The following is a 23,345-nucleotide window of genomic DNA, read 5'->3' as shown; positions in this document are numbered from 1 at the left end:
TGTGTGAGTGTTTAGTCTAGGAAAAGTACAAAAAATTATTTTCCGATCAGGTGGAGTTCCGTGAAATCCTTGGTCACCTCTATGGAGTTGTTACCATTCAATTTGATTTCCGAAAAGTCAACTTCCTCATTATCCACCTCTACAGTTCCAATGGTGAAGGGTAGACCGTGAAAATTCAGTTTAAAAGTGTTATAAGAAGTGGTGAAGTTTCCATCCTTGAACTGTTGAATGATCAACTCGTTCTCCTTACCTCTCAACCTGAACTTTCTAAGACTAAATCTTCCTTTCTTATAGTCATATCCGTCTTGCTGGTCCTCATACACGCTGGAATTTTCTATACCTTCCTTGTAATAGACATCGATCCTTAATTCTTTGATTTCCTTTTCACCTACATACTGCTGCACCGGATATTTTGGTATCATGGCCCCTTCTTTTACGTAAAGTGGAATCTTATAGATTTCTGCAGGCACCCATCTTTCAACTCCTCCTTCAATCACTTCGTCCGTCCAATAGCTGTACCAATTTCCCCTTGGAAAGTACATGCGCCTACCCTGCGCATTGGGTTCTTGTACCGGACATACCAGCATATGCTCCCCAAACAGGAACTCATCGGTTCTAAAGTGGGTCTGGGAATCCTCTTGATCATAAAAAACCAAAGATTGCAGCATGGGCATACCGTTATTGATATACTTGTAGAACATGGTATAGAGATAGGGCAACAATTGATAGCGAAGCTCTATATATTTTCTAACAATATTGGTGATTTCCTCTCCAAAGGACCAAGGTTCCTGATCCCCGTGGTCCCCGCTTGAATGTACCCGACAGAAGGGATGGAAAATGGCCAACTGTACCCATCGGGCAAACAATTCGCCGTTGGGCTGTTCGGCAAAACCGCCAATATCCGACCCTACAAAGGAATATCCACTCATACACATCCGTTGCATCTGTACATTGGCGATCCATAGGTGTTCCCAAGTTGCCACGTTGTCCCCGGTCCATGTAGCACAATAGCGCTGTGTTCCTGAATATGCGGCCCTTGTCAACACAAAAGGTCTTCTTGGAAAGGTGTATTTCTTAACCCCATCATATGTGGCCCTTACCATTTGCATCCCATACACATTATGCGCCTTTCTATGGCTACAGGGATGGCCATCGTAATCGTGACGCACGTCCAAATTGGCCGTTTTGGAGGGAACTTCCATAATGGCAGGTTCATTCATATCGTTCCAAACCCCACGCACCCCTATCTCAGCTATCATTTCCTTGTACAGACCTGCCCACCATTCCCGAACTTCGGGGTTGGTGAAATCTGGAAATTTACATTCCCCTGGCCATACTTTTCCCTTAAAGTGGGGGCCATCTGCCCTTCTGCAGAAAAAGCCATGATCCATAGCCTGCTGGTATACCCAATAATCCCGGTCGATCTTGATTCCGGGATCAATCATGGTAACCACCTTAAAACCATCTTTTTCCAAGTCTTGCACCATTTTCTTGGGATTGGGGAAATAGCGGTTGTTCCAAGTAAAGCATCTAAACCCCTCCATATAATCAATGTCCAGATAAATGGCATCGCAGGGAATATTGAGTTTTCTAAAGGTAGCGGCGATTTTTTTTACGTTTCGTTCTGGGTAATAGCTCCATTTGGATTGATGGAAACCCAAGGCCCAAAGGGGTGGTAATTCCGGAACACCGGTCAAATCGGTATAGGCTTCCACCACTTGGCTCATTTTGGGTCCGTAGAAAAAATAATAGTTCATCTCCCCCCCATCGGCCCAAAAACTGGTCACGTTCCTTTTTTCATTGGCAAAATCAAAATAGGTGCTGAAAGAATTGTCAAAAAAGATACCGTAAGCGACACTTTCCTTGAGCCCCACATAAAAGGGAATGGCTTTGTACAATGGCTCCTGGTCCTTACCATAGGCATAGGAATCCGTTACCCAATTGTTCAATCGCTTGCCCTTCAGGTTGGTATGCGAAGCCTTGTCCCCCATGCCGTAATAGCTTTCCCCGGAATGACATATCTTACTCATTTTCACTACATTACCCCCGTAATCATAGTTCTCTTCCCAATGAAATCCCAGCTCATCCTCGTTGAGCACATTGTCTTCCAAATCCGTTATCTGGACCTTGAGATTGGACTTATTGATATAAATCTTGATTTTATTGGTGATAACCACATATTCCGGAATCTCTTCCTGAACCTCAAGTTGATTGAATCCCGTATTTACGTCATTGCTGATGGCGTAGGAGAAATCCGGTTCAAAAACATGCTCGGTAGCATACCGAAACCGTACCACACTATCCCGTAAAATGGACACTTCCAAAATAACCCCGTTCTGGGTGGTAAAAAGGAGTTTTCGGTTCTCCTGTTTAAAGTCTACAATATGATTTGGGTGCTGATTGCCCCGTTTCTCTATTTCAGTGTTGGTTATCATCTTCAGTTTGTTGAGACTAACAAAAGAAATACTTTAGGCGGACAAAATAAAAAGATGTTTTGAACAACACGCCACTATATCGTTATAGTTTGGCCGCTATTTGTAGACAACGATGGATAAGGGCGGAAGTGTCATCAAAACGGATTGCAAATGTCCGTTCCAAGACGTTTTTCCCGGCTTGAGTGTTTTTTTGCCCATTCCACTTCCCGAATACTTGGTATCATCGCTATTAAAAATCAACTTTAATTGGGAGTTCTTGGGAACCCCAACCCTATAGTTTTCACGGGGAACAGGGGTAAAATTGCAGACCACGATCATATCGTCCTTAGGGTCGTTTCCTTTTCGGATATAGCTTACCACCGTATTCTCCTGATCATTGTATTCTATCCATTGAAATCCATCGCTACTGAACTGTTTGTCGTACAGTGCAGGGTTGGTTTTGTACATTTTGTTCAAATCCTTGATAACTTTCTGGATTCCAGAATGAAAATCGTATTGGGTAAGATGCCACTCCAAGCTTTCCTGAAAATTCCACTCCGAAGATTGCCCAAACTCACCACCCATGAACAGGAGATTTCCTCCCGGGTGGGTGAACATGTACCCAAACAGCATCCTCAAATTGGCAAAACGCTGCCATTCGTCCCCTGGCATACGGTATAAAAGGGATTGCTTTCCATAGACCACCTCATCATGGGAAAAAGGCAACATAAAATTTTCGGTGAAGGCATAGGTCAAACTAAAGGTAATCTCATTAAGATCATAGGAACGGTGGATGGGGTCTTTTTTAAAGAACTCCAAGGTATCGTGCATCCAACCCATCATCCATTTCATACCAAAACCAAGTCCACCAAAATGTACTGGTTTCGTCACCCCGGAAAAGGCAGTGGACTCTTCGGCGATGGTCTGCACACCCTTAAAGCTTCCGTATACTTCTTGGTTCATTTCCCGTAAAAAAGAAATCGCCTCCAAATTTTCATTGTTGCCATAGATGTTGGGCTCCCACTCCCCATCTTCGCGTGAATAGTCCAAGTAGAGCATGGAGGCCACGGCATCCACCCGAAGTCCATCCACATGGTATTGATCCAACCAAAAAACGGCATTGCTGATCAAAAAGGCCCTGACCTCATTCCTTCCGTAATTGAAAATAAGGCTCTTCCAATCTGGGTGATAGCCCCGTCTACGGTCTGGATGTTCATAGAGATGGGAACCGTCAAAAAAGCCCAATCCATGGGCATCTTCAGGAAAATGGGACGGTACCCAATCCAAGATGACCCCAATGCCCTTTTGATGGAATTTATCTACCAACAGCTTAAAATCTTCTGGCTTGCCAAATCGGGAGGTTGGGGCAAAATACCCCGTTAATTGATACCCCCAAGAGGGATCATAGGGATATTCCATGACCGGCATGAACTCCACATGGGTAAAACCCATTTCGTCCACATAGTCCACAAGCTCATCGGCCAATTCCATATAGGAAAGATATTCCCAGCCATTTTTTTTTCGCCAAGAACCCAAATGCACCTCGTAAACGGAATAAGGTCTGTCCAACCCATTGTGTTTTTCCCGTTCGTCCATCCATTTTTTATCCTTCCAGTTGTGTTCTGCATTCCAGACCATGGAAGCCGTTTTGGGTGGTTGCTCGCAATACCGGGCAAAGGGATCCGCCTTTTCGGTCGAAATGTCATTGTTGTGCGACCGTATTTTGTACTTGTACTTGGTGCCTTGGTCAACCCCGGGGATAAATCCCTCCCAAATACCACTGGAATCCCAACGGACATTGAGTTTATGTTCATCGGCGTTCCAATGGTTGAAATCCCCAATGACCGACACGGATTTTGCCGATGGCGCCCAAACCGCAAAGTAAGTGCCCTTTTCACCTGCCACTTCCGTAAGGTGGGATCCCAATTTTTCATACAATCGAAAATGTTTTCCCGCCTTAAAAAGGTCAATATCAAACTCCGTGAACAAACTATGGGCAACTACCTTGGACATATTTGTGTTTTAGTATTCACAATATAATACTTCTTGGCCAAGATTACGATTTTCATCAAATCCTTTCGAAGAAAATTGTACTTGGTGAAAAAATGGAATGCTTTTTGATTTTGATGAAAAAAGAAACCTGATGAATTCAAATCAAAAACCAAGAATCATGAATAAATTCAACACAATTATTGGCGCTTTTATAGTCTTGTTCACCGTTGCCTGCGAAGGCCCAGAAGGCCCTCCTGGCCGGGATGGATTTGATGGCCTGGACGGTTTGGACGGTCTTGACGGCATCCAAGGACAAGTAGTGGAAGTGGATGGAATAAATTTTGACTATGATGGAGATGCCAATCTCTTCAGCACCTTGATCAATTATGGTGACGTCACCGATTTTGAGACCATTCCGGAAGATGCCGTTTTGGTGTATCGATATACCGGAACCGTGGATTTGGATGATGGCAGCACTGCCGACGTTTGGAGCCAGATTCCACAAAACTATTTTCTGCCCGAAGGCACCATACAATATGTTTTTGAGCATACCTATGTAGATGTGGAACTGTTCATCGATGGAAATTTTGACCTTTCCACCCTAAGCACGGATTTTACGGACAACCAACTTTTCAGGATTGTCTTTATCCCCAGTGAATATGCCGATGCCTCAAAAATGGATACCTCAAATATTGAAAATGTAATGTCCTCCTTGGGTATTGGCGAAGACCAAGTGAAGAAATTGGAACTACAGTAATTTTCCAGTCCGCAATATGAATAAAAGTCCCTTTCTCCGAAGGGACTTTTTCTTTTTATGGTATTTTTGAAAGGATACTGCCAAAACTGCGTCTATTCATTAAAAGAGTCAGAAAAATGGGAAAAAAATTGTTTTTGGTGGCCTTTCTAGCCTGTTTAGGGTGCAAGGGCATATCGCAGGAAAAGAAAAATGAATCCGAAAAAGAGGTCGCCTATAAGGTAACCAAAACCGATGCGGAGTGGAAAGCAGAGCTTACAGAAGTGGAATATTATGTGCTCCGTAAAGCGGCTACCGAAAATGCATTTACCAGCGACCTTTTGGAAAACAAAGAAAAGGGAACCTATGTCTGCGCAGGTTGCGGCACCCCGGTTTTCCGAAGTGAAAACAAATATAGGTCCGGTACCGGTTGGCCCAGCTTTGACCGTGAGATTGAAGGAAATGTGGCCTATGAAGAAGACAACTCGTACGGTGTTACCCGAATAGAGGAACATTGTGCCACCTGTGGCGGACATTTAGGCCACGTTTTTGATGATGGGCCTAAAAAGACCACAGGAAAAAGACACTGCATCAATGGAATTGCCTTGGATTTTATTCCTGATGGCAAGTAAACCACCCCATTCTATGGATAAAAAATACGGTATGGAAAAAACCGAGGAGGAATGGCAACAATCCCTTTCCCCCGAAGAATATTACGTTTTACGACAAAAGGGAACGGAACGCCCATTCACCGGGCAATACAACCTCCATTTTGAAAATGGGGACTATCACTGCAGGGCATGCCATGCCAAGCTGTTTGAGAGCGAACACAAGTTTGAAAGCGGCTGTGGATGGCCCTCTTTTGATCAAGCTGTGGAAGGGGCCATTGAATACATCCGTGACACCTCCCATGGTATGATTCGTACCGAAACCATCTGTGCCAACTGTGGTGGACATTTAGGGCATGTGTTCAATGACGGACCCCAAGAGACCACAGGGCAACGGTATTGCATCAACTCCGTGAGCATTGGTTTCAATCCTTCTGAAGAGTAATGGATTTCCAAGAAGAGTATATGGCAAGTGCCCTGTTCGAATTCCATCGGTACAAAACCATGGGCGATAAAACCTTTGCCCAACTTTCCGATAGTGACATTCTGTGGAAGTATAGCAAAACGGACAACTCCATCGCCATCATTGTAAAGCATATGGTGGGGAATATGTTGAGTAGATGGACCAATTTCCTGACCGAGGATGGTGAAAAAACCTGGCGCAACAGGGAACTGGAGTTTGAAGAACCCTATACCTCCAAAGCTGAACTATTGGCCGCCTGGGAAAAAGGATGGCAGTGCCTGTTCCAAGCCTTGGAAAGCATCAATGCTTCCAATTTCAATAACAAAATAAAAATCCGTGACGAAGAGCATTCCATTCCAGCGGCCATCAACCGACAATTGGCCCATTATGCCAGTCATGTTGGACAAATTGCCTTTGTGGGAAGAATGATAAAAGGAGACGAATGGGTATCACTTTCCATTCCAAAAGGGGGCTCCCAAGCCTTCAATCAAAAGATGTTCGGCAAAGACCCGAACTGATTTCACAAACAAAGCCAATTTTGCCTTTTTCAAGCTTGGGATTTGGGGATTGAATTCCGTACTTTTGCACCTGCCTGCCCAAAGGCTGGCTTCCAATTTAACAACTAAAATCAAGATCTAATGAGCAAGTTCGACGTAATTGTTCTGGGCAGTGGTCCCGGTGGATATGTTACCGCAATCAGGGCCTCACAGCTAGGATTCAAAACCGCCATTGTGGAAAAGGAAAGTTTGGGAGGCGTTTGTCTCAATTGGGGCTGTATCCCCACCAAAGCCCTTTTAAAATCCGCCCAGGTCTTTGAATATCTGAAGCATGCCGAAGACTACGGACTTAGTGCCAAAGATGTGGATTACGATTTTGGTGCCGTGGTAAAGCGAAGCCGTGGTGTAGCCGAAGGCATGAGCAAGGGCATTCAGTTCTTGATGAAAAAAAATAAAATCGAGGTCCTCAATGGATATGGCAAGGTGCAACCTGGCAAGAAAGTCTTGGTAAAAGGAGAGCATGGTGATACTGCCGAGTACTCCGCAGACCATATCATCATCGCCACAGGGGCCAGAAGCCGTGAATTGCCCAGTTTACCGCAAGATGGTAAAAAGGTGATCGGTTACCGTGAGGCCATGTCCTTGGAAAAACAACCTAAAAAAATGATCGTAGTAGGTAGTGGTGCCATTGGTATCGAGTTTGCCTATTTCTATAACTCCTTGGGCACGGAAGTGACCGTAGTGGAGTACTTACCCAATATTGTTCCTGTTGAGGACGAGGACGTATCCAAGCAGTTGGAACGCAGCTTCAAAAAGGCCGGGGTCAAAATCAAGACTTCTGCGGAAGTGACCAAAGTGGACACTTCAGGTGATGGTGTAAAAGCCACCGTAAAAACGTCCAAAGGTGAAGAGGTTTTGGAAGCCGATATCGTTCTTTCAGCCGTGGGTATCAAAACGAATATTGAAAACATTGGCTTGGAGGATGTAGGAATCGCTGTGGACCGTGATAAAATCTTGGTGAACGATTATTACCAGACCAATATCCCAGGATATTACGCCATTGGCGATGTAACTCCCGGCCAAGCATTGGCCCACGTGGCATCTGCCGAAGGTATTCTTTGTGTTGAAAAGATTGCGGGAATGCATGTTGAGGCATTGGATTATGGAAACATCCCCGGATGTACCTACTGTATCCCCGAAGTTGCTTCTGTTGGTCTTACTGAAAAACAGGCCAAAGAACAAGGGTACGACATCAAAATTGGAAAATTCCCATTTTCTGCCAGTGGTAAAGCCAAAGCTAGTGGAAATGCAGATGGATTTGTAAAAGTCATCTTTGATGCCAAATATGGTGAATGGTTGGGTTGCCATATGATCGGAGTTGGTGTTACCGATATGATCGCCGAAGCAGTGGTGGCCCGAAAACTGGAAACCACAGGCCATGAAATCCTTAAAGCGGTACACCCCCACCCAACCATGAGTGAAGCCGTTATGGAAGCCGTAGCAGCTGCCTATGATGAAGTGATCCACATTTAATCCAAAGAATATGCTTAAACTTTTTAGGGCCACGGCCATTTTGGAGGGCATTTCCTATATCGCTTTGTTTGGGATGACCATGCCCTTGAAGTATTGGGCAGATATCATGGAACCCAATAAAATTGTGGGCTACGCCCATGGGGTTCTCTTTATTTTATATGTGGTCTTGGCCGTAGCATTTTGTTGGCAGCGCAAATGGGGCATCAAAAAGTTTGTGATGCTCTTTATGGCCTCCCTATTACCCTTTGGTACTTTTTATGCGGATGAAAAGTATCTAAAGGAACTAGCCTAGAAAACTCTGGATGGCCAAATCATAGCTTTGCAATCCAAAACCAAGGATAACTCCTTTGGCTCCCGGTGATATGTAGGAAACATGCCTGTATTCTTCCCGTTGGTGGGTATTGGATATATGTACTTCGACCACTGGGGTGGAAACCGCTTTCACCGCATCCCCCATGCCCACCGAAGTGTGGGTGTATGCCGCAGCATTTAGGACTATCCCATCATAATCAAACCCTACTTCCTGTATTTTACCTATAAGCTCACCCTCAATATTGGACTGAAAATATTCCAATTCCACTTGTGGAAATTTTTGTTGCAATTCGGCAAAATAGTCTTCAAAAGTGGTGCTGCCATATACTTCGGGCTCCCGTTTTCCCAACAGGTTTAGATTGGGCCCATTGATGATCATTAATTTCATATCGTAAAAGTACCAATTATTTTAAGGCATAAAAAAAGCGGAAGTGAAGACTCCCGCTTTTTTGTGCTTTGTTGGACTTGATTAGTTAAATCTATATCCAGCTCCAAAAGTTAGGGTGTTGATGTCCACAACATCACCAAAATCTCCTCCTCTGGATATCTGAAGACCGTATCTTGCTTCAACAAACCAGTTGTCATCGATTTGGTATCCACCACCAAAAGCAATATCAAGACCCAACTCACCATCAGGAATATCCTCCAATAGGTAATTGATCTGCGGACCAGCCTGAATGTTGAAGTTGTTTATTTTGTACTTGGCCATGATAGGAATGTACAAAGAAGTCAAATCGTCTACAAAACTAAAAAGTACCGAAGGCTCAATGTCAAACTCTTCGGATGCCACAAAGTTATAGCTACCACCCAGATAAAATCCAAGCTCACTGTCGCTTACACTTCCAAAGAAATCATCTCCTGTATCCACCTTCATGGACACATTGTTAAGACCTGCCTTGACCGCGAATCCTTCCTGGCCGTAGGTGTTTGAAACGATTACACTAGTAAAAAATACTGCTAAAACAATTAATTTTCTCACGATGTATAAATTTTAGTTGAGGGCACAAATATAGCAATGCCACAAGGTTAAGAATAATAGGAAATTTGGAATGTTTTTATTATATCAACATCGAAATCCTATTTTTTTTGCAAAAGGAACAGGGTTTCACTGCTCCTTTTTTTAATTATAAATTATTTAATATCAATTAGTTGAATGCAAATTGCAATCCAAATCCGAAGGCACCCACTTCATTATCCCCATCACTGAGCACAATGGCCGGTCTCCAATCAAAATTGGCCACAAAGGGCACTCCGTTCACTTTAAAATCCAGTCCCAAATGCGGGCGTAAGGCAAAAGCATTATCCATATTGTCCACCAGCATAATACTCGGACCTGCCCCGGCATACCAGCGCAAGCCTCCAGCACCAACGAATCTTTTGTGGTACGAATACAGGATGGTGATCATGGTAGCCCCATCCTCAAATCCTAAATCGGCCTGACCCACATGGTTGCTGGTAAAGAAATACTTTCCAGTAGCCCCAATAAAGGTGGCACTATTAACCGCATCAACGCCAAGACCCAGAGCCGCTTTGTAGCTTGTTTGGGATTTCACAGTTACCGTACCCAATAGGGCAAGGCCAAAAACAACTAGTAATTTTTTCATTTTTCTAAGTTTATGGTTTATACTAATTCAACTGTGCTATTTGAGGCTGTGCCCAGTTTTTCTTTGGATCTCTTTACATATCAGAACAGGAATAGCACCCCAAGGGCCACTATGGAAAAATTTCCATCATTGCTGATATTGATATAGGATACATTGAGTTCCGTGTTCCCTGTAATATTGTATCCCATGGAAGGTTTCACATAAAACCCTCCTTCGTTGCCCTCATTGATACCCACGGCGTAACCCACGTCGACCCCGAAATTGAAATCATATGTGGGATAAAGTCGAAATGCTCCGGCCAATGGGACAAACTGAAAATCTTCAAACTCGCTTTCCACGGTAACATTGCCCACGGTCACCGTATTGGTTTCCCCAAAGGCATTGATAAAACCTGTTGCCAATCCGGCATCAACAAGTTCCGATACGCCCCAAAAGTAGGCCATGTCCAACCCAACACTGAACTTGGATATATCCGCAGCGTCCCCAACGGGAATACCTGCCTGCAGCCCCGCCTTAAACCTGGTTCTGTCTACCTGTTGTGCCATTGCGGAAAAGGACAATACCAATAGGCCTAGTGTCAATAAAAATGCTTTTCTCATTATTGTTAAATTTTTGTAATGGCTAAAACGTAACAATACGGGATATAGTGTATTTACGTAGTAAAAACCCTACAAAATGTCCTTTTTTTAAATCCAATAAAATCTTTGTGAAAAATATCCAAACTTGAAGTTCCAATCAGCTCCCATTTGATCAAAGGCCCTTTTGAATTGACCAATCGTTCAATTACATCAAATTTCTACCCATTATTGTTTCTATATTTAAACCATGAACTGGAAACAGGCAATACAGGACTACCAGAATTATCTGAAGATTGAACGCGGTCTCAGTAAAAATACCATTACCAATTATACTCTTGACCTTCAAAAGCTGGCCAATTACCTTCAGGACCATGATATGGAAACATCTCCCGTTCAAATTGATATGGAGACCGTCCAAGGATTTGTCTATACCATTGCCAAAACAGTAAATCCCAGGACCCAGGCCAGGGTCATTTCGGGCTTGAAAGGTTTTTTTAACTATCTCATTTTTGAAGATTACCGAGCGGATAATCCCATGGACCTCATTGAGACTCCCAAGATAGGCCGTAAACTCCCGGACACTTTGTCCATTGACGAGATCAATGCCCTTATCTTGGCCATTGACCTATCCAAGCCCGAAGGAGAGCGGAACCGGGCCATCCTCGAGACTCTTTATGGATGCGGTCTAAGGGTTTCGGAGTTGTTGAACCTTAAACTTTCCGACCTCTATTTTGAAGAGGACTTTATCAAGGTCACAGGAAAAGGCAACAAACAGCGGTTCGTACCCATAAGCGATATCAACAAAAAATACATAAATATTTACCGGAACGAAATACGGGTGCATTTACCCATTCAAAAAGAGCATGAGGACATTCTTTTTTTAAACCGAAGGGGAAAACAGCTTACCCGAGCCATGGTCTTCACCATAATCAAACGTTTGGCGCAAAAAATCGGACTAAAAAAAAGCATTAGTCCGCACACCTTTAGACATTCCTTTGCCACCCATCTTTTGGAAAACGGAGCCGATTTAAGGGCCATACAGCAAATGTTGGGACATGAAAGTATTACCACCACGGAAGTATATATGCATGTGAACCGTGCCCATTTAGCCAAGGTGCTGAATAAATATCACCCCAGAAAATAGGGCTTAAACAACAATAGGGTTGTTGGGGTCAACTCCCCTTTTTCAGCTGATTTTTCAATCCCTGATTTTGTTTTTTATAGGGTCTGATGATCAATCGGGCTTCGCGATCGAACCGGATATAGTTGTAGACCCAGTTGATGAACACCACCACCCTATTCCTAAAACCGATGAGGAAATACAAATGAACGAACATCCACACAAACCATGCAAATACCCCTTGGAACCTGAACTTTGGAAGGTCCACCACGGCTTTATTCCTTCCAATGGTGGCCATACTTCCTTTGTCTTTATACACAAAGGGTTTCATAGGCTTCCCATCAATCAACCGCACTAGATTGTCACCCAAATTCCTTCCTTGTTGAATGGCCGGTTGTGCCATCATGGGATGACCATGGGGAAAGTCTTCGGTTTCCATTTGGGCCACATCACCAATGGCAAATATGTTCTTGAACCCTTCCAACTGATGAAACTGGTTGACCCGCAGCCTATTTCCCCTACACAATACCTCTTTGGCATCCAACCCTTTGATACCGACTGCCTGCACTCCTGCTGCCCACACCAATGTGGCGGATTCAAAGGATGTTTCCGTGTTGGTGGTTACCTTATTTCCGTCGTAATCGTTGACCCTAATATTCTTCCACACATTTACGCCCAAACGCTCTAAAAACTGCTCTGCCTTTCGTGAGGCCTGCCCACTCATGGCCGGTAAAATACGTTCCCCACTCTGGATCAGGTTTATTTGGGCCCTCCGTGTATCCAAATCCGGGTAGTCTTTGGGTAAAATTCCCTTTTTTATCTCGGCCAATGCTCCAGCCAGCTCAACTCCTGTTGGCCCTCCCCCCACAATCACAAAGTTCATAAGGGCATCCCTTTCATGGAGGTCGTCCGTAAGTAGGGCCTGCTCAAAATTTTCCAAAATAAGACTCCTGAGGTTCAATGACTGCGGTATGGTTTTCATAGCCATACCCTTTGCCTCGATATTCTCGTTCCCAAAAAAATTGGTTTCGGAGCCTGCGGCCACTACCAGATAATCAAAATTGATTTCGCCAATATTGGTCTTTACTTTGCGAGACGCAGTGTCTATTGTCATGACCTTGGCCAAACGGAAGTAAAAATTAGGATAGCCCTGCAATACTTTTCGAATAGGGTAGGCAATGGAATCCGGCTCCAACCCTCCTGTTGAAACTTGATACAACAAGGGTTGAAAGTTGTGGTAATTATGCTTGTCCAGCAAAACTACCTGCATTTCCTTTTTACTGAGTTTCTTAGCTAGTGCGATGCCCCCAAAACCGCCGCCAATGATTACGACCCTTGGGAAACTGGATTGTGGAATATTCATTGTGGACATGGATGTAAATGTACACATTCCCTTGCAGGCAACTCTCCATAAAAGAGGCTTTTTTTAGTATATTTAAAGCCTGACTAAAAACTTCAAGAAAATGAAAAATACCCTCCTAATCGGTACGGCACTTGTTCTTTGTATTGCCATGGGCTTTTCCCAAAAAAGCCAAAAAACCATTTTGAACGAACTGGATACAAAAACCCAGAAATACGGTGATATCGCCCATCAAATCTGGGACCTTGCCGAAATGGGGTATTTGGAAGAGAAAAGTTCCGCTTTGCTGCAAAAAACCCTATCCGATGCCGGCTTCTCCATTGAAAAAGGAATCGCAGGAATTCCCACTGCCTTTAAGGCCGAATATGGCTCCGGTTATCCGGTAATAGCAATTTTAGGGGAATATGATGCCCTCCCCGGGCTATCACAACAGGCTGTTCCAGAAAAGACATCGGCCAACAAAGCTGCGGGGCATGCTTGCGGACACCACCTTTTTGGAACCGCTTCCACAGCTGCTGCCATTGCCGTAAAGGACTGGTTACAGTCCAACAAGATACAAGGAACCATTCGGTTTTATGGATGTCCTGCCGAGGAAGGTGGGTCTGGAAAAGTATACATGGTACGGGAAGGGGTCTTCAATGATGTGGATGTGGCCCTTCACTGGCATCCAGGAGCACAAAATGCAGCCAGTGCTGGAGCTGCCTTGGCCAACAAATCGGCCAAATTCAGATTTCACGGTATTTCGGCCCACGCCGCAGGAGCCCCAGAAAGAGGTAGATCTGCATTGGACGGTGTTGAAGCCATGGATAATATGGTCAATATGATGCGTGAGCACATTCCCCAAGATGCACGGATACACTACGTGATCACCAATGGCGGAAAGGCACCCAACGTAGTACCTGACTTTGCCGAAGTCTATTATTATGCCCGACATGGCAAAAGAGATGTGGTCATTGATATTTTCGATCGAATTGTAAAAGCTGCCGAAGGAGCTGCATTGGGTACAGGCACTACCATGGACTATGAAATGATCGGGGGTACCCATGAGCTTTTACCCAACCTGACCCTTCAAAAAATCATGTATGACAACCTCACCAAGGTGGGTGGGGTAACCTATACGGATGAAGAAAAAGCTTTTGCCGAAAAAATTTCCCAGACCTTGGGAGCAAAAACCTTGGATTTGAAGACCGCTGAAACCATACAACCCTACCAAGAAGAAGCCAGAGCTTATGGTTCCACGGATGTGGGCGATGTAAGCTTCACCGTTCCCACGGCAGGTTTGGGGACGGCCACCTGGGTCCCAGGAACCCCTGCGCACAGCTGGCAAGCCGTTGCGGCCGGGGGAACTTCCATAGGCACCAAAGGAATGATGGTCGCCGCAAAGACCCTTACTTTGACTGCCATGGATATTTTTAAAAACCCAAAAACTGTTGAAACCGCCAAGGCAGAGCTTATTGAAAGACGCGGGGAAGATTTTGAATATATTCCTTTATTGGGCAACAGGCCCCCAGCATTGGATTACCGAAAATAAACTCATTTTTTGGGGTAGTGTAACAAAAACGGTTTTATTGCTACATATAAGCAAATCACTTACCAACCATTGAATAAAGAACTGGAACATCGTTTTGTGACGGAGCTTGAGAACAATCAAAATATTGTTCACAAAGTATGTAGCCTATATACCAACGACAGGGACTCCCATAGTGACCTCTTTCAAGAGATTACCATACAATTATGGAAAGCCTATCCGAAGTTTAGGGGAGACTCCAAATTCAGCACATGGATGTACCGAGTGGCCCTGAACACGGCCATTACCATGTATCGAAAATCAAAAAGAAGGGTACAGACCCAAGATTATGATTCGGTAGTACACAAAATCAAGGCCGACACCTATGATGATACGGAGGAACGACAGTTGAAATTGATGTATGATGCCGTGAGACAGCTTGGGGATATTGACAAAGCGTTGGTATTTCTGTATCTTGAAGACAAAGATTATTCCGAAATAGCGGAAACCTTGGGGATTACCGAGGTAAATGCAAGGGTTAAAATGAACCGGGTGAAAAACAAATTAAGAACCATATTAAATCCGTAGACCATGGTGGATGAATTGGAACTCTTGAAAAAAGACTGGCAAAAGAAGGAGGCGCAGCTTCCTAAACTTACCTATGACGAAATCTACAAGATGATATGGAAAAAATCATCTTCCATCGTAAAATGGATTTTTTACATCAGCCTAATTGAATTTGTATTCTGGGCGGGGCTTAACATCATGTTCAGTGATACCGAGTCCATGGAGGAACTCAAGGCGATGCACATCCATACTGCCATCATAGTACTTAACCTGATCAACTACGGCATCATTTTATATTTCATCTATAAGTTCTATACCAATTACCGTAAAATATCCTTCACGGACTCTTCCAAAAAACTGATGAGGACCATTCTGGATGTCAAAAGAACGGTCACCCAATATGTTTGGTTCAACCTGGCCATTTTTACCGTCTCCATGATCATCAGCATTTACGGAATCCTTATTTATGACTCCAAGGGGCAGCAAATTGTTGAAAATGCCGTGCAAAATGGGGACACCACCCTCTTTTGGGTCATGGTCGTAATCATATCCATAGTGCTCATTGCCTTACTTTTATTACTGATATGGCTTTTCTATAGACTGCTCTACGGCATTCTTTTAAAACGACTCAAACAAAATTATAGGGAACTGGAACAATTGGAAGTCTAATCGCCCCGATAGCTGTATCTTCTTTTTTGATTTTCGGCTTCGTAGGCCGCCAATTCTTCTTTGGAGATGACCTTTAAGAAAGAAGGATGCTGCTCAATAGCGTATTCCAATTTTTCCAAGATGGAATCAATGGACTCATTGTCATAATCGATATCCAAAGGCGGTTTGATCTGCATGGACTGCAAAATACCTTTCTTTTTGACCCGAAGTCCCTTTTTATCAAACGAACGTCTAAACCCATCAATGACCACCGGCACTACCACGGGTTTGTATCGTTTTATAATATGGGCCGTTCCCTTTCGCAAGGGTTTCCAAGGGGTTGTGGTACCTTGGGGGAAGGTGATCACCCACCCATCATCCAAGGCCTTGGCTATATTGCTAATGTCACTGAATTTCACCTGACGGTTTACATCCTGCCCATCGGCACGCCATGTGCGCTCAATGCTTATAGATCCCGCATAGGCCAAAATCTTGGTGAGCAAGCTTTTCTTCATGGTTTCCTTGGCCGCTACATAGTAGATATTGAGCTTGGGATTCCAGAGATAGGCCAAATTTTTAATGGAATCGTCCCTCCCCTTCAAACTGGCATTGAAAACGTGGAACATGGCCACAACATCGGCAAAATAGGTCTGGTGATTGCTTACAAAAAGCACATTGGTCTCCGGCAGGTCACGTATCACCTGGGAGCCTTCTATTTCAAGGGTATTGAATCCTTTATAACGCTGATGGGTCATTGCTCCCGCAACGCGTATCAACCAGCGTTTTAAAAACAGGATATGACCAAAAGGATTTTTCTTGAATAGACCCATAGTACAATTGTTGGGGGCAAATTTACAAAATAGCGGTCAAAGCACTTGCCGTAAAAGTTCCCTAATCTCGCTCAGCATCATGGCCGTAGCACCCCAAACAGTATAACCATTTAATTTATAAGCGGGTACACGAATGTTTTTTGCGTAGGAAGTGGTCAGGATTTCCTCAATCAGGTTGGCATCATCCAAAAAATCCTTTACATATACCTCCACCAAACGTTCCACTTCGGTTTCCTGGAGGACAAAAGGTTCTGGTTCTGGATAGATTCCCATGAAAGGAGTTACCATAAAATTGCTTGGGGGAATATACACATTGCTGAGTTCCTTGATCACCTCAACTGACGTAGGGACTACCCCAACCTCTTCATGGGTCTCGCGAAGCGCCGTGTCCAAAAGGTCCCGGTCCTCACGCTCCACCTTGCCACCCGGAAACCCTACTTGGTTGGAATGCACGCCTTCGTAAGCCTTACGAAGAATCAGCAGCAACCTTGCTTCTTGTTCCACATCTGGATAAAATAGGGCCATGACCCCAGCCTTCTTGGTTTTTATTTCCTCTACCTTATTGGATTTTAACCATTGCACCCGAAGTTCCGGGGACATTTTATAGTGGGATTCCTCCCCAGGTAGGGGAAGATCTTTTATTTTTAGGGCTATTTCACTAAAATCGATAAAATTCATGGTATTGAAAGCATCGGCTTTGGCCACAAGTATACTATTATTTTTTCTGGTATCCTGTGGAGAAAACCCTAAAAAAGATACATCCAAAACAACGGAAACCAGCTTTAAAAAGGATTCCATCCCAGCTGAAAGCAATAAAACCCCTGAGCCCGAAGAGGAAAAAGAAGAAGCCTTTGTGTTGGATGAGGAAAATGCCATCGACTTCTTTTTTGATTATGCCAAGAACCTTAAGAAGGACAAGGTAAAACTCACCACTACCATGGGAAGCTTTACCATTGAGCTCTTTGACAATGTTCCTTATCACAAGGCAAACTTTATTTATCTGGCCCGCAAGAAGTATTTTGATAGCACCCAATTTCATCGAGTGGTGAAGGATTTTATCATCCAAGGAGGAAATTCCGATGACAAAAAAACGGCCCAAAAGCGAGGAAAAATAGGAAGATACCTGCTTCCGCCCGATACCCAAAAAGGGCACAAACACCATAGAGGTACTATATCCATGCCCAGTAGCGAGCGGGACAATCCCCACAAATTGGCCTCCCCGTATGAATTTTTTATTGTGGTCACCAAACCAGGCTCCTACCATTTGGATGGTGCTTACACGCCCTTTGGCCGTGTGATTGAAGGAATGGATGTAGTGGATGCCATAAATCAAGTTCCCGTTGGCGATGGGGACTGGCCTTGGAAAAGCGTTTATATCCTAAAAGCAGAAGTGCTGTAGCCATCCTTAGGAACCATCAAAAGGCTGACTTATATTTTCAGGTTGATTCCGAATATGATTTGCCGAAATCCTCCTGCAAAAACCCCAGAAGTGGCCCTGTTCAACCGCGATGCCCGGTACACCCGGTCCGTTATGTTCTTCCCGTTCACAAAAACTGTGGCGTCCATTTGGTCACCCAGCTTAAAATCATAGTTGACAAAGGCGTCCACCGTGGTAAATGATGGCAATTTTCCAATGGCGCCATCCGCCGATTCCTGTTCAAAATTGTGGAACTCGGTAAACTGTTCACCCACATAATGCAAATTGATACCACTTGACCATCCTTTCCAATCATGGTTTAGACCAATGGTCATATTGATTTTGGGCGTGTAGGGTGCCTCGGCATCTTTGATGCCTTCATCCCCAAAGGTGATAATGCTCCTGGTAATGTTGGGAAAATCCGAAGCATCCAAAGTTGCATCCGTCAGTAAGGTCTCCCCTCCTCCATTATCGGCATAAACCTCATAGGCATTCCGGTTCGAATTCACTTTCTGGATATATTCATTTTGGGTGTCCGTGCTATGCACCACTTGGGAAAAAAGATCTTTGTCTTCCAGCCTACCTTCTTTTACCTTGGAATGCATGTAGGTAAGGTTTCCCAACAAATGGAGTTGATGCCCTCCATCGTTCAAAACTTCGGCATTAAAGGCCATTTCCACTCCTTGTACATTGATTTTGCCTAACTCTTGAAACACCTCATTGCGCCCACCGGCATAAAAATTTCGACTGGCATTGTGAAAATAAGTCAGTTGCCCATTGATACAATTATCAAAAAGACTGCCACGCCATCCCACTTCCTTGTTCCAACTCAGTTCCGGGTCAATGTTTATGCTCTGCCCCTCAAGCGGGTTGGTCACCACGCCATCCTGTTCCACCAAAAAACCAAATACTTTGGATGGGGCGATCATTCCCTGATAGATGCTCCCAAAGAATTCTCCGTTCTTATATTCATGGTTGATGGTGAGTCCCGGTAAAAACTGATCATACACATTGGGCTCCCTACCCTCTGTTGTACCTTGAAGGGTGGGGTCTTGGGCTTGTGCAATCAAATCTTGACGGTACATGTCCACATGTTCAAAGCGTAAAATGGGAATGACGCCTATCTTACCTATTTGAAACTCGTTCCTTACATAGCCATTTACGGACCATAATCGATACCAAAGGTCTTTGGTAGCCGTTCCATAGCGTGCCCATCGGGTGTTATCGGCCTCCAAGAACACATCCTTAAACGTTTCCCTATGAAGATTGATGCTGGCTTCAAAATGACTGGGGGCATTGAAGGCCTCCCATGCCGTCTTGAAAGTTTCCTTTATTCCCGACACCCTGTATATCCAACGACTATCTGTAGTACTTTCCAATCCGTTCACCACACGGCCCACGATAACATAATCCTCATCATCAAAAGATTTTCCATTTAGATAGCCATACCGCTCGTTAAAAATTTCTGGGCCCACATAAGCCTGCACCTCAGAGGCCCTTACCTTGGTTGTGACCTGTCGCCACCAATCCCTTTCAAAATCGGAAGCATACACCTTGGTCGTAAAACTGGATTGCTCCGTGGGCAACCACTTGTGGATGATATCCACCCCATATCGCCTCATGGTAAACTGATCGGCATCCAATGGATTTTGAGTGGGATCGGTCTCAAAGGTAAACGGGGTCTGGGAACTCAAAGAGGCCTGGTTATCCTCAAATTGTCCACTTACCTTAAAATACAAGGATTGATTCTCGGATAATTTGGCAAAAATCTTGGCGTTCAGATTCAATATTTCCACAGAGGAATTGTCCGTGAATCCATCGAACTTCTTATAAACACCTTCCACCAGTCCGCCAATATTGTTCCAAGTACCTCCATAGGAGAACAGTCCTGATGAATAATTGCGTTGACCTCCCGTGAGTTTTAACCGTAAGGTGGGTTTTTGGGGTGGCAAGGCAGTAATGTAGTTTACCGCCCCATACATGTTATTGGGTCCGTACTTGAGCATGTCCGCCCCCTTGTACACTTCTATGGAAGCGATTCTGTCACTCACAGGATTGTAATAGGCGCCTGGAGCTATATACGGTGCCGGGGCAGATGGTGTCCCATCCTCCATGAGCAATACCTTTTTTGATCGTCGCCCCCAAGAACCACGTATACTGATGTTGGGCCTGTTGGACAATCCCATGTCCCCAACAATGTTGACCCCTGGAATGGTACGCAATACTTCTTCCGTACTCAGTGGGTTAATTCTCTTTAATGCAACCGGATTAATACGAAAATTACTGCCCTTAAACTCCTCTTTAAAGTTTTGGGGCGAAGCGCTCACAATGACCTCTTCCAATGTGGTATTGGCCCTGTTCAGTTCCAGGGTTCCCAAATCACTGGTGGTAGGGGTTATGGTAATCTGCTTTTCTTCATATCCCAAATACTTTATCAGGATGCTTTGTGTTTCTGTATCGACATTGAATTCGAAGTATCCGCTTTCATTGGTGACACCCCCCAATTGACCATTCTGCAAAATAATTTGCGCCCCGATCAAGGGTTGTAAATCGGTCGCGTCAACTACCCTACCGGTGAGTTTGGTTTGCGAAAAAGAGGAAATACTTAAAAATAGAAAGCATAGGAGGGTTCCCAGTAAGTGGGATTGCCTTTGTTGTATCATTTACTTTTTTTGAGATTTTTTTGATGGATCCTTTCACCAATCAATCCTAAACGATGGAGTCCTGCTGGTGACGGAATTGAATATTTGAGCTTGTTTTTGATGTTCTCCGCACTAAAGTCAACAAGATTTAAAAGTGCCGCTATGATGATAAGGTTCTTAATAATGTACTGCCCCACCAGCGTGAGATATAAAGGCCCTTCCCCAAAGGCCTGGTCGGGGAAGAAAAGCAAAGGTGTAAAAGTGAACACCATATGCACCAAGGCCAATACCGCCATGGTCCTGCGCCATAGGTTAAATATCAGGCATACCCCTATCATGGTTTCCCAAAGGGCCAATAAAATTATGGAAACAGCATCCGGAATAAGCCCAAATGTGAGCATATGGATGGTACTCTTGGCCAAGCCTTCGGCCGGACTGAGGTCCGGAAAAAACTTAAGGGCCCCAAACCACAGATATACCACCCCAATGGTAATTGCCAGAAAATTGTGCTTTGCGGTCTGCTTCATACTATCTCCTAATTTTTGAATTCGTTCATCAAGGCTGGATCCACTTTTACTTTTTTGTTGGCAAACCGATAGGACACCCCAACATTGATCAAATAGTCCGCAAAGGCGGCGTCACCGTTCCTTGGGTTTCCGGTGGCTTCCTCAGTTTGTTTATCGGTGACACTTTGTGGACGATCTCTCCGCACCGCGAAGGGTACATTCAGGTTCAATGAGAAACTATTTTTCATGAAAGCAATTCCAGGATCTATGGAGAGTACATTCCCCGGTCTCCTAAATCCTTCATTGCCGCCTATAAGATCCTTTACGGGAACGCCTTCATATCGTGCTCCCAAAGACCCAGAGATGGTGTTAGAGAAGCTATGGCTCACCCCAGCCCGTACCGAGAATTGGTCTGGAACGGCCATGATGGCCTCATTCTCAAGAATGGGGCTCAAGGTTTCCCGAAACGTTCTCGTTCCGTTGGTTTCCCTAGGGTTGAGCAAATAGAACCCCCCTCCATAGGCAAAAAACTTTTCGGCTATCTTTTGGTAAAATTGGAAATCCAAGGTAATCCCGAAACCACCATCGCCCGGTTGGATACTTTGATCTACAGGTCTTACTTGGGGGCTTCCTTCTGGCCCCACATTGTAAAATATGTCCGAGGCGTTGTAGTTTCCGGTGGGCAATTTCAATCCCAGACCCAAAGCCAAGTTTCCGTTCTGGTGTTTTTCCAAATCGAACAACCAATAGCCCACACCGACCCTTATGTCTGCCAGACCTCTGGAATAGGTCATGTTCCGTTCCTCCCTTCCATGCTCATATAAAGAAGATCTGGTGTTGATTACCGTAGGAATGGTAATGCTGGTATACAATCGGTCCGTAATCCCATACGTGAGGAAAAAATCCCACGAATGGGAATGGTTGATCACCTCGGATCCATTGGCAACCCTGTCCGGTTCTTCCTCCGTTCCCCTAAAATGTCTAAACGATTTAAAATAGCGATAGTTAGTGCCAATTTGGATATCACCAGGACCTAACAAATTGCTTTCCAAAGTATTGCCCACACATGAGGAAAAATGCCTAATGGCCACACATCCTTGCGCCTGAACGCTTTTAACTCCAAAAAAGAGAAGGACCGAACCACATAGGGTGTAAAGTAGTTTTTTAGATTTCATAATACTGATTGATTGGTTGATGGTTTAGCTAAAAAGGCCGACCTAAATAGGACGGCCTTGCTAGTATTTATAAAGACAACTAAACTTGGTGCCAAAGTAGGACTATATGGCACAAGGGGAGATTAACGAGAAAGTAAGAAAGCTTAACAAAGGGTTAATTCCATTAACCAAAGGTTAATGCCGGCAGACGATGATACATGGATCTATAGAAATCTCTTGAAACTATGCTTCCTTGCTGTAGATGTTGGGCAAACGTATATCAAACTTAACGGCCAAGAGCCTCAAACCGATTACGACCATAATCGCCGCGATATAGGCATAATCTTCAGGAATGGGAAAGGTCACAAACAAGAAATAACTTGCCCCACCCAAAATACAAGTAGTGGCATAAATTTCCTTTCTTCTAAAAATAATGGGAATCTCATTACAGAGCATATCCCTAATCACTCCCCCAAAACAGGCGGTCATGGTTCCCAAGGCAATACACATTACAGGTAACAATTCTGCCTGGAGGCCCTTTTCTACACCCAACATGGTGTAAAGACCGATGCCTATGGTATCAAACAAGAAAAGGGATCTTCTTAAATATTTAAGTTGATTCACAAAAATAATGGCCAAGACCACCGTGATAAATATGGTGGTGACATAGGTGAGATCACGCATCCAGACCACTGGTGTGTTTCCAATGAGAAGATCGCGCAAGGTTCCTCCCCCGATCGAGGTGACAAAGGCAATGATGAGTACCCCAAAAAGGTCCAACTTCTTTTCCATGGCCACCAAGACCCCAGATATGGCAAAGGCCACCGTACCTAAAATATCTATTACCTGATACAGCATAC

Annotated in this window: 24 protein-coding genes; 11 read left to right on the top strand and 13 right to left on the bottom strand. The window is 44.3% G+C overall.

What is annotated here, in order from left to right:
• Positions 1 to 35 precede the first annotated feature (35 nt).
• Entirely contained in the window at positions 36 to 2,435 is a 2,400-nt protein-coding gene (locus F8C76_RS00325; RefSeq protein ID WP_152129966.1) for a glycoside hydrolase family 31 protein, read from the bottom strand.
• Between the two features lie 96 nt (positions 2,436 to 2,531).
• Positions 2,532 to 4,427, bottom strand: a complete 1,896-nt coding sequence (glgB, locus tag F8C76_RS00320; RefSeq protein ID WP_152129965.1) for a 1,4-alpha-glucan branching protein GlgB — start codon at positions 4,425 to 4,427, stop codon at positions 2,532 to 2,534.
• Between the two features lie 157 nt (positions 4,428 to 4,584).
• Here glgB and F8C76_RS00315 point away from each other — a divergent pair, with 157 nt between their 5' ends.
• The 6 genes from F8C76_RS00315 (at position 4,585) to F8C76_RS00290 (ending at position 8,532) form a co-directional block, all read left to right on the top strand.
• Positions 4,585 to 5,163 carry a collagen-like protein gene (locus F8C76_RS00315; protein WP_129654116.1) on the top strand — a complete coding sequence of 193 codons (579 nt, stop codon included), beginning with the start codon at positions 4,585 to 4,587 and terminating at the stop codon, positions 5,161 to 5,163.
• A gap of 116 nt (positions 5,164 to 5,279) precedes the next feature.
• Entirely contained in the window at positions 5,280 to 5,771 is a 492-nt protein-coding gene (gene msrB, locus F8C76_RS00310) for a peptide-methionine (R)-S-oxide reductase MsrB (protein WP_129654115.1), read from the top strand.
• A 13-nt stretch (positions 5,772 to 5,784) separates the two neighbouring features.
• The gene (gene msrB / locus F8C76_RS00305; RefSeq protein ID WP_152129964.1) at positions 5,785 to 6,192 is read left to right on the top strand and encodes a peptide-methionine (R)-S-oxide reductase MsrB; all 408 of its coding nucleotides are present in this window, start codon (positions 5,785 to 5,787) and stop codon (positions 6,190 to 6,192) included.
• Positions 6,192 to 6,728: a DUF1572 family protein gene (locus F8C76_RS00300; RefSeq protein ID WP_152129963.1), complete on the top strand. Its 537-nt coding sequence runs from the start codon at positions 6,192 to 6,194 to the stop codon at positions 6,726 to 6,728. The genes msrB (F8C76_RS00305) and F8C76_RS00300 overlap by 1 nt, the downstream gene beginning before the upstream one ends.
• Positions 6,729 to 6,848: 120 nt before the next feature.
• The gene (lpdA, locus tag F8C76_RS00295) at positions 6,849 to 8,240 is read left to right on the top strand and encodes a dihydrolipoyl dehydrogenase (protein WP_129654112.1); all 1,392 of its coding nucleotides are present in this window, start codon (positions 6,849 to 6,851) and stop codon (positions 8,238 to 8,240) included.
• A gap of 10 nt (positions 8,241 to 8,250) precedes the next feature.
• Entirely contained in the window at positions 8,251 to 8,532 is a 282-nt protein-coding gene (locus F8C76_RS00290) for a DUF3817 domain-containing protein (protein ID WP_129654111.1), read from the top strand.
• On the opposite strand, the gene aroQ is transcribed toward F8C76_RS00290, so the two are convergent.
• From aroQ to F8C76_RS00270, 4 genes are all read right to left on the bottom strand, one after another.
• Positions 8,524 to 8,940, bottom strand: a complete 417-nt coding sequence (aroQ, locus tag F8C76_RS00285; protein WP_116219266.1) for a type II 3-dehydroquinate dehydratase — start codon at positions 8,938 to 8,940, stop codon at positions 8,524 to 8,526. The genes F8C76_RS00290 and aroQ overlap by 9 nt on opposite strands.
• Before the next feature lie 81 nt (positions 8,941 to 9,021).
• Entirely contained in the window at positions 9,022 to 9,531 is a 510-nt protein-coding gene (locus F8C76_RS00280; RefSeq protein WP_152129962.1) for an outer membrane beta-barrel protein, read from the bottom strand.
• 166 nt (positions 9,532 to 9,697) lie between these two features.
• Positions 9,698 to 10,156 (bottom strand): hypothetical protein, encoded by a 459-nt coding sequence (locus F8C76_RS00275; RefSeq protein WP_152129961.1) that lies wholly within the window; start codon positions 10,154 to 10,156, stop codon positions 9,698 to 9,700.
• A gap of 80 nt (positions 10,157 to 10,236) precedes the next feature.
• Positions 10,237 to 10,755, bottom strand: coding sequence for a hypothetical protein (locus F8C76_RS00270; RefSeq protein WP_152129960.1), 519 nt, complete (start codon positions 10,753 to 10,755; stop codon positions 10,237 to 10,239).
• A gap of 226 nt (positions 10,756 to 10,981) precedes the next feature.
• Between F8C76_RS00270 and xerD the strand changes: the two genes are divergently transcribed.
• Entirely contained in the window at positions 10,982 to 11,878 is an 897-nt protein-coding gene (gene xerD, locus F8C76_RS00265) for a site-specific tyrosine recombinase XerD (protein ID WP_152129959.1), read from the top strand.
• 28 nt (positions 11,879 to 11,906) lie between these two features.
• Here xerD and F8C76_RS00260 read toward each other — a convergent pair whose 3' ends face one another.
• Complete coding sequence (locus F8C76_RS00260) at positions 11,907 to 13,217, bottom strand: NAD(P)/FAD-dependent oxidoreductase (RefSeq protein ID WP_152131416.1); 1,311 nt, start codon at positions 13,215 to 13,217, stop codon at positions 11,907 to 11,909.
• A gap of 100 nt (positions 13,218 to 13,317) precedes the next feature.
• Between F8C76_RS00260 and F8C76_RS00255 the strand changes: the two genes are divergently transcribed.
• The 3 genes from F8C76_RS00255 (at position 13,318) to F8C76_RS00245 (ending at position 15,957) form a co-directional block, all read left to right on the top strand.
• Positions 13,318 to 14,745, top strand: coding sequence for an amidohydrolase (locus F8C76_RS00255; protein ID WP_152129958.1), 1,428 nt, complete (start codon positions 13,318 to 13,320; stop codon positions 14,743 to 14,745).
• 69 nt (positions 14,746 to 14,814) lie between these two features.
• Complete coding sequence (locus tag F8C76_RS00250) at positions 14,815 to 15,309, top strand: RNA polymerase sigma factor (protein ID WP_129654105.1); 495 nt, start codon at positions 14,815 to 14,817, stop codon at positions 15,307 to 15,309.
• A gap of 3 nt (positions 15,310 to 15,312) precedes the next feature.
• Entirely contained in the window at positions 15,313 to 15,957 is a 645-nt protein-coding gene (locus tag F8C76_RS00245; RefSeq protein WP_152129957.1) for a DUF8845 family protein, read from the top strand.
• On the opposite strand, the gene F8C76_RS00240 is transcribed toward F8C76_RS00245, so the two are convergent.
• Both F8C76_RS00240 and F8C76_RS00235 read right to left on the bottom strand, forming a co-directional pair.
• Positions 15,954 to 16,766 carry a lysophospholipid acyltransferase family protein gene (locus tag F8C76_RS00240; protein ID WP_129654103.1) on the bottom strand — a complete coding sequence of 271 codons (813 nt, stop codon included), beginning with the start codon at positions 16,764 to 16,766 and terminating at the stop codon, positions 15,954 to 15,956. The two genes, F8C76_RS00245 and F8C76_RS00240, sit on opposite strands and share 4 nt — an antisense overlap.
• 36 nt (positions 16,767 to 16,802) lie before the next feature.
• Entirely contained in the window at positions 16,803 to 17,444 is a 642-nt protein-coding gene (locus F8C76_RS00235) for an NUDIX hydrolase (RefSeq protein ID WP_152131415.1), read from the bottom strand.
• Here F8C76_RS00235 and F8C76_RS00230 point away from each other — a divergent pair.
• The gene (locus F8C76_RS00230) at positions 17,443 to 18,165 is read left to right on the top strand and encodes a peptidylprolyl isomerase (RefSeq protein WP_152129956.1); all 723 of its coding nucleotides are present in this window, start codon (positions 17,443 to 17,445) and stop codon (positions 18,163 to 18,165) included. The genes F8C76_RS00235 and F8C76_RS00230 overlap by 2 nt on opposite strands.
• Positions 18,166 to 18,194: 29 nt before the next feature.
• On the opposite strand, the gene F8C76_RS00225 is transcribed toward F8C76_RS00230, so the two are convergent.
• From F8C76_RS00225 to F8C76_RS00210, 4 genes are all read right to left on the bottom strand, one after another.
• Positions 18,195 to 20,846, bottom strand: a complete 2,652-nt coding sequence (locus F8C76_RS00225; protein WP_152129955.1) for a TonB-dependent receptor — start codon at positions 20,844 to 20,846, stop codon at positions 18,195 to 18,197.
• Positions 20,843 to 21,352 carry a DoxX family membrane protein gene (locus F8C76_RS00220; protein WP_152129954.1) on the bottom strand — a complete coding sequence of 170 codons (510 nt, stop codon included), beginning with the start codon at positions 21,350 to 21,352 and terminating at the stop codon, positions 20,843 to 20,845. Before F8C76_RS00220 ends, F8C76_RS00225 begins: the two co-directional genes overlap by 4 nt.
• Positions 21,353 to 21,360: 8 nt before the next feature.
• A complete protein-coding gene (locus F8C76_RS00215) occupies positions 21,361 to 22,506 on the bottom strand; it encodes a hypothetical protein (protein WP_152129953.1) in 1,146 nt (381 codons plus the stop codon).
• A 222-nt stretch (positions 22,507 to 22,728) separates the two neighbouring features.
• Positions 22,729 to 23,343 (bottom strand): trimeric intracellular cation channel family protein, encoded by a 615-nt coding sequence (locus F8C76_RS00210; RefSeq protein ID WP_129654098.1) that lies wholly within the window; start codon positions 23,341 to 23,343, stop codon positions 22,729 to 22,731.
• Positions 23,344 to 23,345 lie beyond the last annotated feature (2 nt).

It is taken from the genome of Flagellimonas olearia (assembly GCF_009184425.1).
Taxonomy (GTDB): Bacteria; Bacteroidota; Bacteroidia; order Flavobacteriales; family Flavobacteriaceae; genus Flagellimonas; species Flagellimonas olearia.
The sequence above is the reverse complement of the archived record's forward strand: the minus strand, read 5'-3'. Positions and strand labels throughout refer to the sequence as shown.